We start from the raw sequence: 12,812 nt of genomic DNA, 5'->3' as shown, positions 1-12,812 counted from the left end.
GGGGGGCCTCAATCTCCCCCCCCGGGGGGCGCGGGCGCGCGCCCCCCACTACCGGGCTGCGCGGCAGGATTGCCGACCAGCGGCCGGCACGACCGCGTTGCGGCCGGGGTCACCCTGGCCCCGCTACAATCGGCACCATGCACGTCTACCTGCAACATCCCGACGCCGGTGCGCAGGCACCGCGCTTCCTGCGCCTGAGCCTGCAGCCGGATCTGTTCGGCGGCTGGGAACTGCTGCGCGAGAGCGGTCGCGTCGGCAGCCGCTCGCAGCTGCGGCGCGAGCTGTTCCTGCAGGCCGACGAAGCCCGCCATGCCTTCGAGAAGGCCCGCGATGCCGAACTGCATCGCGGTTTCCAGATCCTCTCGCACGGCGACTGACGCCGCTGCCAACTTTCGTCCAAGGAATGCCCATCGTGACCAGCCCTCTCCGCAACGATCGCCTGCTGCGCGCCCTGCGCCGCGAACCGGTGGACTGCACCCCCGTCTGGCTGATGCGCCAGGCCGGACGCTACCTGCCGGAATACCGCGCGACCCGAGCCAAGGCCGGCAGCTTCCTGGCCATGGCCAAGAATCCGGAGATTGCCTGCGAGGTTACCCTGCAGCCGCTGCGCCGCTTCCCGCTGGATGCGGCCATCCTGTTCTCGGACATCCTCACCATTCCCGATGCGATGGGCCTGGAGCTGTACTTCGTCGAAGGCGAAGGCCCGAAGTTCCGCCACCCGGTGCGTGATGAAGCCGCCATCGCCAGACTGGCGGTGCCGGACATGGAACAGGACCTGGGCTACGTGATGGACGCGGTGCGCCTGATCCGCCGTGAGCTGGACGGCCAGGTGCCGCTGATCGGTTTCTCCGGCAGCCCGTGGACGCTGGCCTGCTACATGGTGGAAGGCGGCGGCAGCAAGGACTTCGCGCGGATCAAGGCGATGGCACTGAACCATCCGCAGGCCCTGCACCGCCTGCTGGAGGTCACCACCGAGGCGGTGATCGCCTATCTCGGCGCGCAGCGCGCGGCCGGTGCACAGGCGCTGCAGGTGTTCGACACCTGGGGCGGCGTGCTGTCGCCGTCGATGTACCGCGAGTTCTCGCTGCGCTACCTGCAGCGCATCGCCGAGGGCCTGGAGCGCGGCGAAGGCAACGAGCGTACGCCGCTGATCCTGTTCGGCAAGGGCACCGGCCTGCACTTGGAAGCGCTGTCGCAGACCGGCGCCGATGCGCTGGGCCTGGACTGGACGCTGGACCTGGACGAGGCGATGCGCCGCACTGGCGGCCGCGTCGCCCTGCAGGGCAACCTCGACCCGACCACCCTGTACGCCTCGCCGGATGCGATCGCCGCCGCAGCAGCACGCGTGCTCGACACCTATGCCGCCGGCAACGGCGGTTCGCGCGAGGGCCATGTGTTCAACCTCGGCCACGGCATGTCGCCGGACATGGACCCGGCGCACGTGCAGGTGCTGGTCGACGCGGTGCACGCGCACAGCCAGCGCTGAGCATTGCGCATGCGGTTGCGGCGCGATGTTGATCGCGCCGTGACCCGCAGTGCGCGATCATGACGTCCCCCACGCTGCACCGGCCACACCCCATGTCCACATCGCCATCGACCTACAACCGCCAGCGCCCCCTGCTGTGGCTGGTTTCGTTGGCGATCTTCATGCAGATGCTGGACTCGACCATCGTCAACACGGCCTTGCCGGCGATGGCGGCCAGCCTGGGAGAAAGCCCGCTGCAGATGCAGTCGGTGGTGTTCAGCTACGCGCTGGCGGTGGCCACTTTCATCCCCGCCTCCGGCTGGATTGCCGACCGCTACGGCACGCGTCGTACCTTCCTGGTAGCGATCATCCTGTTCACCCTCGGCTCGCTGGCCTGCGCGCTGGCCCAGCACCTGCACCAGCTGGTTGGGGCACGTGTGCTGCAGGGTATCGGCGGTGCGATGCTGCTGCCGGTCGGCCGCCTGGCAGTGATGCGTTCGGTGCCACGCGAGGACTTCCTGCGCGCGATGAGCTTCATCGCCATCCCCGCGCTGGTCGGCCCGTTGATCGGCCCGACGTTGGGTGGCTGGCTGGTCGAGATCGCGTCGTGGCACTGGGTGTTCCTGATCAACCTGCCGATCGGCGTGATCGGTTTCATCGCCGCGATGAAGATCATGCCCGACCACTACGCCAGCCATCGCACCCGTTTCGACCTGCGCGGCTACATCATGCTGGCCTTTGCGATGGTGGTGCTGTCGCTGGCGCTGGACGGCATCTCCGGGCTCGGAACGCCACATGCGCTGGTGATGCTGATGACCGTGGCCGGCCTGGCCGCACTGGTCGGTTACTGGCTGCATGCCGCCAACTCCACCGCGCCGTTGTTCTCGCTGGCCCTGTTCCGCGTGCCCAGCTACCGCATCGGCATCCTTGGCAACCTGTTCTCGCGCATCGGCAGCAGCGCCATGCCGATGCTGATCCCGTTGCTGCTGCAGGTCGGCCTGGGCCTTGGCCCGATGAACGCCGGCCTGATGATGGTGCCGGTGGCGGCGGCCGGCATGGTGTCGAAGAAGCTGGCGGTGAAGCTGGTCGAGCGCTACGGCTACCGCCGCGTGTTGATGGTGAACACCGTGCTGGTGGGCCTGGCGATGGCCAGCTTCATCCTGATGACACCCGGCCAGCACCTGGCCTGGCGCCTGCTGCAGCTGGCGTTCTTCGGCGCGGTCAATTCACTGCAGTTCACCGTGATGAACACCGTGACGCTGCGGGATCTGGACCGCGAGTTCGCCAGTTCCGGCAACAGCCTGCTGTCGATGGTGATGATGCTCGCCGCCGGTTTCGGTGCCGCGGCGGCCGGCAGCCTGCTGGCCGCGTTCGGCAATCACCTGGACAGCAACAGCGCCACCGCGGCACTGCATGCGACGTTCCTGTGCGTGGGCGCGATCACCCTGACCTCGACGATGATCTTCTGGCAGCTGCCGGACACCAAGCCGGAGCCACGGCAGGTCGAGCACGTCGCGGAGTGAGGGGGTTCGGCAGGGTTGCACCCTGCACCCGCTAGAAGCCGCAGCAACAGCAAAAACCGGCTCTGTGAATGCTGTGCGCTGGGCGGTGCGGTGTGGGGCTTCAGGACACGCCGTAAACCCATCCTTGGGGGCTCGATGGCGCCATCCATGGCGCCAACGGTCCTGCAGCCCCACACCGCCCCACCCCCGATAGTTTCCCGGTGACGGTAAGTAGATCCACGCCATGCGTGGATGAAACTTCATCGAAATCGAATATTTCGATATCGGAAAGATCTGAGCCGAGCATGGCTCGGCTCTACAGAAAGCAACTGTCGGCACCTCGCGAGAATCTGTCGAAGGCGGGGTGGGTCCGGTTGTGGGGGCGTGAGCCGCATGGGCCCGAGGCATGCCTCGGGCGAGTTGGGCAGGAGGCCCAACCCCGGTCTTGCCGTGTGCGCAGGACAGCGCACACGAGCAAGCGGCGACCGAGCTTACATGGATGTACTTGCAGCGTCCCCCGCAACCGGACCCACCCCGCCATCCCACGGATTGCGCGCTTTTGACGTTGACGTTGCTGCTGCAGGTGCAGGGCTGCAAGCCCTGCAATAAACCCTACCTTCCCATCACCCGGGCGATCGCTTCCACCAGCAGTTCCCCGGTCACCGGCTTGCGCAGGAAGCCACCGATGCCGGCCGCCTCCACCTGCTGCTGCAGGTCCGGGTCAGTACGCGCGGTCACCGCCAGCAGTGGCAGCATGTAGCCCTGGTTGCGCAGATGCTGGGCCAGCTCGAAGCCGCTCAGGCCCGGCAGGTCGAGATCCAGCAGGCCGACGTCGAAATCACCGGCACTGATCTCACGCAGTGCCGCCAGCGCATGGCCCGCATGTACCACCTCGTGCCCGCGCGCACTCAGCAGCCCGCGCACTACATCGGCCACAGTCGCGTCGTCCTCCACCAGCAGTACCCGCAATGGCGGCATGTTGGCCGCGTCCTCGCGGTGCGTTTCACCATCTGCTTCGGCATCGGCATCGACCACCATGGGCAACGGCAACGTCACGCCGAAGCAGGTGCCGCGACCGAGCTGGCTCTCCACCTGGATCCGCCCCTGCATCGCATGCGCCAGTTCGCGGCAGATCGCCAGGCCCAGGCCACTGCCGCCGTACTGCGCCGCGGTACGTGCACCATCGGCCTGCTCGAAGCGGCGGAACAGGCGTTGCTGTTGCTCCTGACTGATGCCGGGGCCGGTGTCGCGCACTTCGAAATGCAGCGATCGCAGCTCGGCGTCGCTGCGCGCGTGCAGGGTGATGGTGCCACGGCTGGTGAACTTGACCGCATTCGAAAGCAGGTTCAGCAGGATCTGCCGTACCCGCATCGCGTCGCCGGTGGCCTGCAGGCCGGGCGGCAACTGGTTGTCGAGGGTGAAGCGCAGGCCCTTCTGTGCAGCCAACGGGCCCATCAGCGCCGCCAGGTCCTGCAGCAGGCAGCTCAGCGCGAACGGCTTGGACTGCAACTCCAGACGGCCGGATTCGATCCGCGCCAGGTCCAGCGCATCGTTGACCAGATGCAGCAGGTGCTCGCCGGCGTGGCGGATTGATTGTGTATAGCCGCGCTGCTGCGGATCCAGCGGTGAGGACAGCAGCAGCTCGCTCATGCCGAGCACACCGGTCATCGGCGTGCGGATCTCATGACCAAGGTTGGCCAGGAAGCGGGTCTTGGCCGCCGACGCCTGCTCGGCCAGCTCCTGCTTGTGCAGCGCCAGCTGATAGGCGTGGCGACGCTGCAGGCGGCGACGGTACAGCCAGGCGAACCAGCTGGTCAGCAGCAGCGCGAACGAGGCCAGCACCAGCAGGCCGGACAGGCTGCGCCACCACGGTGGCTGCACGCGGAATTCCAGGCTCTGCACCCGTGACCAGACATGGTCGGCCGACCGCGCCTGCACTTCCAGCCGATAGCTGCCCGGTGCCAGCCGCGAGAACAGGCGCTCACCGGCCGGTCCCACTTCCACCCAGTCCGGGTCATAGCCGGCCAACCGGTAACGATAGGTATTGGACGCCGAATCGGCGAACGACAACAGGCGCGCGACGATGCGCAGATCGCGGTCGCCATCGGCGATCTGCAACGGCGTGTCGTGGGTGAGGTCCAGCACCTGCTCGTTGCGGCGCACCTCCACCCGCTCGATCACCAGCGGCGCACGCCGCATCGAGGGCCGCACCTGCTCCGGGTCGAACACCACCACACCGGCCGGCGTACCCGCCACCAGATGGCCGTCTCCCGACATCACCAGCGTATGCTCGCGGAATTCCTGGCTCGGCAGGCCGTCATGCACGCCATACAGGCGCACGCTCTGGCCATCGGCGCCGATGCGCACCAGGCCACGCGCGCTGGTTGCCCACGCCACCCCCTGTGCATCGACCACCAGCCCCGAAGCGGAGATCGCCGGGTAGCCCTGCTCGGCACCGATCACGGCCTGCCGCTCCAGCCGGCCCTGGCTCCAGCGGTAGCGCGACAGGCGGCCATCCTCGGACAGCCAGACCTGGCCATCGCTGCCCACGTGCAGTGCATGGATCGCGGTCGCCGGTGCGCCCGGCACCGGCTGGAAGCGCTCGCTTTCCGGCAGCCACTGCAGCAGGCCTCGGCTGCTGGCCAGCCAGATATGGTCCTGCGGCCCGCATTCCACATCGAGATTGAGCTGGCCCTGCTGCAATCCGCGCTGGCCATTGTCCAGCTGGCGCCGCAGGCGCCCATCCAGATCGCGCTGCTGAAGACCCGACGGCAGCATCAGCCAGAGGCTGTCACCATCACAGGTCATCATCGATTCGATGACCCCTTCCATGGTCGCGTCGGCGGCGGCATCCCGGCCCCAGCGGCGCAGATCTCGCCGCTTCGGGTCGTAGCGCAGCAGCGCGTCGTTGGAGCCGATCCAGACCTGGCCGCGGCGATCCTCGCGCACCGAGGTCAGCCAGTGCATGCCGTTGACCCAGGTGCGGTGCTGTTCGATGCGGCCGGTCTTCGGATCGAAGCGGTCCAGCGCGCCGTGGCTGCCGACCGTCCAGATGCCGCCGTTGCTGGATGGGCTGGTACCCAGCACGAAGGCATTGCGCAGCGAGCGCGGGTCGTCCTCCAGCCGCGACAGCACCGAGAACTGCCACCAGCGCGGCAGCAGGTGCCACAGGCCGGCGTTGGTGCTGGCCAGCCAGATGCCCCCCTCGCGATCCTCGTAGGCGCCGGTCCAGTTCGGGCGTACCGGGCCACGCGCCACCGCGCTGTACAGCGGCACGGCCTGGTACTGGCCATCGACCGCGCGGCCAAGGCCGGTGCGGGTGTCCAGCCAGTGCCCGCCCTGCTCGTCGCGCAGCATCATGCCCAGCACCTGTTCGCCTTCGGGCAGCTTCCAGGACGGTGCCTCGAAACGACCATCGGGACGACGCACGATGGCACCGGCCATCGTGCTGATCCAGAGGCTGCCATCGGGCTCGGCCGTCAGGCCATTGATCAGCAGGCTGGGAACGATGCCGGCACCAACCCGTTCAAAGTCCGTGCCGGTCCAGCGCGCGACACCATGCTTGGTGCCGATCCACAGGCTGCCATCGGCCAGGGTTGCCAGATAAGGCACCGATGCGGCCGGCAGGCTGCGTGGGTTGTTCGCTTCGGGCAGGAAGCGCTGCAGCCGGTCCTGGTTGTCCAGGCGGTACAGACCACCTTCGTGGGTGCCGAACCAGACCGAACCATCCGGCGTGGTGGCCAGGCTCCAGACCGTGTTGGTGCCCATCAACGGCTGGCTGCTGCGGTCGTAGAAATGCAGCTGGCGGCGATCGGCCGACATCCGTACCAGGCCCGCGTTCTCGGTGCCGATCCAGAGCTGGTTGCGGGCATCGACCAGCACCGTCCAGATGCGGTTGTCGCGCAGGCCGTCTTCCGAGCGCCAGATCCGGTAGTTGCGCCCGTCGTAGCGGGCCAGACCGTCGTTGGTGGCGATCCAGAGGTAACCGTAACGATCCTCGGCCATGCGATTCACGGTATTGGACGGCAAGCCGTCGAACACCGTCACCTGGCGCGGGCTCGGTGGCACCGGCTGCGCCGCAGCGGGCGACAGGCAGCACAGGAGGACCAGCAGCAGCATCGCCGCCCGCAGATACACCACCGATTGCCTCCTCACGCTGCTTCTGATGATTCCCGCACTACGGGCGTCGGCATGGTAAACCGAAAGTCGCGCCGTTCACGCCCGGCACTGGCGCATTCAAAGGGCGGCTTGTCGTTTTGCGCGCGCCTGGGCAATGGCAGTCACCAGCATGTCACCGGTCACCGGCTTGCGCAGGAAGCCATCGAACCCGGCCGCCAGGACCTGGGTCTCGGCGTAGGCATCGGAGCGCGCGGTGACCGCCACCAAGGGGAGTTCATAGCCCATGGTGCGCAGCTGGCGAGCGATGGCGGTGCCGTCCAGCGCGGGCAGATCGAGATCGAGCAGGCCCACGTCAAAACCATCGGTGGCAATCTCCGAAAGCGCGCCCAGGCCATGCAGCACGTGCACCACGTCGTGGCCACGGCCACGCAGCAGGCCGGCGATGACCTCGGCCACGGTCGCGTCATCTTCCACCAGCAGGATGCGCAGCGGCGGCAGCACCGGCAGCACCGGCGACTCGCCCGGCGCATTGGCGGCCTGCCGGATCCAGGGCAGCGGCAACCACACCCGGAATCGCGCGCCCTTGCCCGGCTGGCTGTCCACTTCGATGCGTCCGTTCATGGCCACGGCCAGCTCCTGGCAGATCGCCAGGCCCAAACCGCTGCCGCCATAGCGCGACGCGGTGCGCGGGCCGTCCGCCTGTTCGAAGCGATGGAACAGGCGGTCCTGCTGTTCGGCGTTGATGCCCGGGCCGGTGTCATGCACTTCGAAGCAGAGTCCGCCACCGTTCTCTTCCAGGCGCACGGCAAGGCCGACGTGCCCGCGCTCGGTGAACTTGATTGCATTGCCCAGCAGGTTGAGCAGGATCTGCCGCACGCGCATCTCGTCGCCGCTGACGCTGATCGGCCCCGGCGGATCGCCCCCACGCTGGAACCCCAGGTTGCGCTGCTTCGCCATCGGCTCCATCAACGCCTGCACCTGGTCGAGCAGGCCAGCCAGATCGAACGGGCGCAGGTCGAGCTCCAGCCGGCCTGCCTCGATGCGGGCCAGATCCAGTGCGTCATTGACCAGCCGCAGCAGGTGGCTGCCAGCCTGCTGGATCGAGCCTGCATAGCTGCGCTGCACCGCATCCAGCGGGGTGGCCAGCAGCAACTCGCTCATGCCGAGCACACCGGTCATCGGCGTGCGCACCTCATGGCCCAGCGTGGCCAGGAACCGGCTCTTGGCCTGGGAGGCCTGCTCTGCCAGTTGCTGCTTGTGCACGGTCAACTGCCATTGCTGGCGGCGGCGCAGGCGCGCACGGATCGACCACACCAGGATAAGCAGCAGCAGCGAGCCGATCAGCAGGTAGCCGAAGATCGCCATGCCGCTGCGCCACCAGGGTGGCAGCACCTTCACCTGCAACCGCTGTGAAGGCGTCCACGTGCCACTGGCCGTTGCCGCCTGGACTTCAATGACGTAGCTGCCGGTCGGCAGCCGCGACAGCGTGCGCTGGCCGTCACCGCCCTGCTCCACCCAGTTCTGGTCGTAGCCCTGCACCCGGAAGCGGTAACGGTTGCCCTGCGGATTGGCATAGGAAAGCAGTCGCGCATCGATCTGCAGATCACGATCATCCGGCCCCAGCAACAGCGTGCCGGTGGTCGGCAGCGGTTGCCAGCCGCGAGCATCATCGCGCCGCACGCGGACCTCGGCGATCACCAGCGACGACGGCGGCAGCACCGCATCGGCAGCATTCACATCGAACACGACCAGGCCGGTCTGGGCCACCGCGAGCACGCGACCATCGGCATTCACCGCCGGCGGCCTGCTGGTGAACTCGGCGTCGGGCAGGCCATCGCGTTCGTTGAACTGCTGCAGGCGGCGCGTCTTCGGGTCCCACCGCAGCAGGCCACGTGGCGTGGTCGCCCACAGGCGGCCGTCTTCGGCCAGCGCCAGTCCTCCCATGCTGACCGAGGGTACGCCAGCACTGCCATCGATGCGCTGGATCAGGCGCAGGCTCATGCCATCCCATTGGTAGCGTTCCAGCGCCCCCTGCCGGGCCAGCCACAGCTGCTGCGGATCCACCCACACCAGATCGTAGATCAACCCGCGCGAAACGCCCGGCACCGCTTCGAAGCGCCCGGCCTGTTCACGCCAGATCCCCATGTCGCCCATCACCCAGGCCTTCCCCTGTGCATCAAAGCGGATCTGCTCAACCGGTGAATCGGCGGTCTTGCGGAGATCCTCCAGCGGGTAACTACGCAGCACGCGGCCATCGGCGCTGCGCTGCTGCAGGCCCAGGTTCATCACCGACAGCCAGACCGTGCCATCGGGGGCCTGCCGCATCAGATCGATGCGCTGGCGCAGATCGGCTCCCCCATCGATATGCCAATCGTGCAGCGCGCGGGTGGCCGGGTCGTACACGCTGATGCGGCCGGCACGCCCCAGCCACAGGCGCCCGTCCGGCCGCGGCAGCACCGACCACACCGCCCCGCTGCCGATCTCGCGATCGCTGGCCAGCAACTTCAGTACTCCCTGCGCGTCCAGCTGGTACACGCCATGCGCTGAGCCGACGTAGTAATTCCGGCCATCACTGGCTGCACTCAGCAGGTACTGGCTGTCCAGCGGCTTGCCGTCAAGCTGGTTCCAGATCGAAAACCGGCGCCAGTCCGGCGGCAGGTAGGCCAGGCCCTGGGTCAGCAGCGCCACCCACAATCCGCCCTCATGGTCCTGCATCAGATCAAGCACACCGCTCTGGGCAGTGAGGAAGCCACTGCCGCGGTCGCCGTCGAGCCGCCGCAGCATGCTGGCATCTCCACGCAACAGGCCATCGGAGGTGCCCGCCCAGTAACCGCCCTGGCGATCGGCCAGCACCAGTGCCGAACGCAGGCGCGCACTGTCGGCCCAGCGCGGACGGCTGACCCGGTCCTGCGCGTCGATACGGTAGAGGCCGTCATTCTGGCTGCCGGCCCAGATCGAGCCATCGGGGTCGCGGCTCAGGCGCAACACACTCAGCGCCCCCAGTTCGCGCGGCGCGACAGCCTCGAATCCAGTCCCGTTCCAGCGCGCAATGCCCGCCTCGGTGCCGATCCACAGTCGCCCCTGCGCGTCGACAAGGCTGCTGTAGATGGTATTGCTGGGCAACCCGCCAGGACGGGCCGGATCATGCTCGAAGAAGCGCAGGCTGCCGTCTTCACCGAAACGGCAGACGCCATGGCCACTGGTGCCGATCCACAGTGCATCCTCGGCGTAGGCCAGCGTCCAGAACTGGCTCATGCAGGGGCCGTTGACCGCATCGAAGGTCTTGAAGCGTTCGCGGTCGGCATCCAGCCGGGCCACGCCCTTGCCATTGATGCCGACCCAGACGCGGTCCAGGGGATCGACCAGCAGGGTCTCGATCTCGTTGCCGGGCAGCGAGCCCGGCTGCTCCGGATCATGTTCCCAGACCCGCAGGTTGCCGCCGTCATAGCGCACCAGGCCACCATCGGTGGCCGCCCAGATATGGCCCTGGCGGTCCTCGGCCAGCGCCAGCACCATGCGCGAGGGCATGCCTTCAGCTGCACCGAAACGGCGCAGGCGCGGTGTTTCCGCCATGTCGAGGGCCGTGGCCGCCGTGGCGAACGCCGTCAGCAGCAGCCCCATTCCCGCGATGCCTCGGCACCACAGGCGCCAACCGCTCGTCATCCTGAACCCCCCTGTCCTGTCCCGATTGTCACACAGGGCCGGGTTCATGGCTGCAACAGCCTGTTTCCACCGGTGGACCCACCACGAACTGTTGCAGCCATGCACGCAACGTTGGCGGGGGGCTGTGCGTATGATCGCAACGTCCCCCTTCCGGAGCCCGCCATCGATGCGTCCCTGCCTGGCCCTGCTGCCGATGCTGCTCGCCACCGCCCCCGCCTGGGCGGATGCAGATACCTATCGCCTCGATCCGGTGCATACGCGTGTGCTGTTCACCATCGACCACGCGGGTTACTCGCAGGCGATGGGGACGGTCTCCGGCAGTGAGGGCCGCCTGCAGTTCGATCCCGACAACTGGCGCGAGGCCACACTGGATGTCGAGGTCCCCGTGTCGCGATTGGACCTAGGTGATGCCAAATGGAACCAGGCCACGCTGGCCCGCAGCCTTCTGGATGGCGAGCGTTTCCCGAAGGCACATTTCGTCTCCAGCCGGGTCGAACCGATCGATGCCAAGCGTGCGCACGTGATCGGTACCCTGACCCTGCGCGGCGTCAGCCAGGAAGTCACCCTGGACGTGACCCTCAACGCCATCAAGCGCTACCCCCTTCCCCCGTTCCGACGCACCGCCGGTTTTTCCGCCAGCACCACGCTGAGCCGGCGCGCGTTCGGCATCACCGCCTGGCCGGGCGTCATCGGTGATGCAGTACAGCTGAGGATCGAGGCTGAAGCCACCCTCGACCGCAGCGACGCCCCGGGAACTCCCGCTCCCGTTCCGCACTCCGACCCCAAGACGGCCCGCTAGAGGACCTTTCATGACCGCCAAGAACACCCCCGCCGCCTGGGGGAGTGTCAGCCAGATCCTGCATTGGTTGATCGCACTGCTGATCCTCGCCCTGGGCGTGGTCGGCCTGACCATGGGCGAACTGCCCAAGACGCCCAAGTACTTCTGGGTCTACACCGCACACAAGTCGATCGGCATCACCGTACTGGCGCTGGTGCTGTTCCGCCTCGGCTGGCGCCTGTACGCCGGCGCCCCCAAGCCGGTGCCGGGCGTGCCCAGCTGGCAGGAGCGCATCGCAAGCGCCACCCACGTGCTGTTGTATGTGCTGATGTTCGCCATCCCGCTGTCGGGCTGGCTGTACGACTCGGCCAGTGGCCTGCGCCCGTTCCGCTGGTTCGGCCTGGTTGATGTGCCCAAGCTGAGTGGCCCGGATCCGCAGGTCGTCGCGGTGTCCCACGCCATCCACGAATACGGCTTCTGGCTGTTGATCGCGGTGGTGCTGGCCCATGCCGGCGCTGCCTTCTACCACCACCTGTTCCAGCGCGATGCAACGCTGTCCCGCATGTTGCCGCGCGGCTGGCTCGCCTCCCCTCAGAAGGACTGACCGATGAACCTGAAACTGACCACTCCGGCCGCCGTGGCCGCCGCCCTGGCCGGCATGCTGGCCACCGCCCCGGCGCTCGCTGCGGACTACGCGCAGGCCCCCGGCGCCGGCTCGATCCTGGTGTTCGCCACCAAGTACGACGGCGAAGTGTTCACCGGCAGCTTCCCGGGCTTTGCCACCAAGCTCAGCTTCGACCCGGCCAACCCGGCCGCCGGTTCGCTGGACGTGGTGATTCCGCTGGCCGGTGCCAAGAGCGGCAACAGCGACCGCGACTCGACCCTGCAGACCGCCGACTTCTTCAACGTCGGCAAGTTCGCCACTGCGCGTTACACCGCCAAGGGCTTCCGTGCGGTGGGCAACGACCAGTTCGCCGCCGACGGCACGCTGGAGCTGCGCGGCGTCAGCAAGCCGGTCACCCTTACCTTCACCTGGAAGCCGGGCACCCAGCCGGTGTTGACCGGCAAGGCCACCGTCAAGCGCCTGGACTTCGGCGTCGGCAGCGGTGACTGGGCCGACACCAAGACCATCCCGGATGAAACCGCGATCAGCACGATCGTGAAGTTCGACGCGAAATGATCAACGGGCCGGGGCACCGCCCCGGCCATCATCTCCGGTGGTGGCGGGCGCGGGCGCGCCCCCACCCCCCCGACGGGCGGGGGGGGGCCCCCGGCGCGCCCACCC

General features: G+C 67.9%; 8 protein-coding genes. 6 read left to right on the top strand and 2 right to left on the bottom strand.

From position 1 onward, the window contains the following. Positions 1 to 137: 137 nt before the first annotated feature. The 3 genes from ABE423_RS19060 to mdtD all read left to right on the top strand — a co-directional run bounded on the left by ABE423_RS19060 (position 138) and on the right by mdtD (position 2,988). Positions 138 to 377 (top strand): WGR domain-containing protein, encoded by a 240-nt coding sequence (locus tag ABE423_RS19060; protein ID WP_032127800.1) that lies wholly within the window; start codon positions 138 to 140, stop codon positions 375 to 377. 26 nt (positions 378 to 403) lie between these two features. Beyond that, positions 404 to 1,486 (top strand): uroporphyrinogen decarboxylase, encoded by a 1,083-nt coding sequence (gene hemE, locus ABE423_RS19055; protein WP_032127799.1) that lies wholly within the window; start codon positions 404 to 406, stop codon positions 1,484 to 1,486. A gap of 92 nt (positions 1,487 to 1,578) precedes the next feature. Beyond that, positions 1,579 to 2,988 carry a multidrug transporter subunit MdtD gene (mdtD, locus tag ABE423_RS19050; protein WP_010482759.1) on the top strand — a complete coding sequence of 470 codons (1,410 nt, stop codon included), beginning with the start codon at positions 1,579 to 1,581 and terminating at the stop codon, positions 2,986 to 2,988. Between the two features lie 591 nt (positions 2,989 to 3,579). Here the strand turns inward: mdtD and ABE423_RS19045 are convergent. Continuing rightward, positions 3,580 to 7,107: an ATP-binding protein gene (locus ABE423_RS19045; protein WP_346487171.1), complete on the bottom strand. Its 3,528-nt coding sequence runs from the start codon at positions 7,105 to 7,107 to the stop codon at positions 3,580 to 3,582. 96 nt (positions 7,108 to 7,203) lie between these two features. Continuing rightward, the gene (locus ABE423_RS19040) at positions 7,204 to 10,749 is read right to left on the bottom strand and encodes an ATP-binding protein (protein WP_346487170.1); all 3,546 of its coding nucleotides are present in this window, start codon (positions 10,747 to 10,749) and stop codon (positions 7,204 to 7,206) included. 166 nt (positions 10,750 to 10,915) lie between these two features. On the opposite strand from ABE423_RS19040, the gene ABE423_RS19035 reads away from it, so the two are divergent. Genes ABE423_RS19035 through ABE423_RS19025 form a run of 3 tightly spaced genes read left to right on the top strand, consistent with a single transcriptional unit; the run spans position 10,916 to position 12,707 of the window. Then, positions 10,916 to 11,548, top strand: a complete 633-nt coding sequence (locus ABE423_RS19035; protein WP_032127796.1) for a YceI family protein — start codon at positions 10,916 to 10,918, stop codon at positions 11,546 to 11,548. A gap of 10 nt (positions 11,549 to 11,558) precedes the next feature. Beyond that, positions 11,559 to 12,131 (top strand): cytochrome b, encoded by a 573-nt coding sequence (locus ABE423_RS19030; RefSeq protein ID WP_005410672.1) that lies wholly within the window; start codon positions 11,559 to 11,561, stop codon positions 12,129 to 12,131. Positions 12,132 to 12,134: 3 nt separating this feature from the next. Beyond that, positions 12,135 to 12,707, top strand: coding sequence for a YceI family protein (locus ABE423_RS19025; protein WP_010482754.1), 573 nt, complete (start codon positions 12,135 to 12,137; stop codon positions 12,705 to 12,707). The last annotated feature ends 105 nt before the right edge of the window (positions 12,708 to 12,812 follow it).

Source organism: Stenotrophomonas sp. TWI1409 (assembly GCF_039673015.1).
Lineage (GTDB): Bacteria > Pseudomonadota > Gammaproteobacteria > Xanthomonadales > Xanthomonadaceae > Stenotrophomonas > Stenotrophomonas maltophilia_A.
Note: the sequence above shows the minus strand (reverse complement) of the source record. Positions and strands in the feature narration are given on the sequence as shown.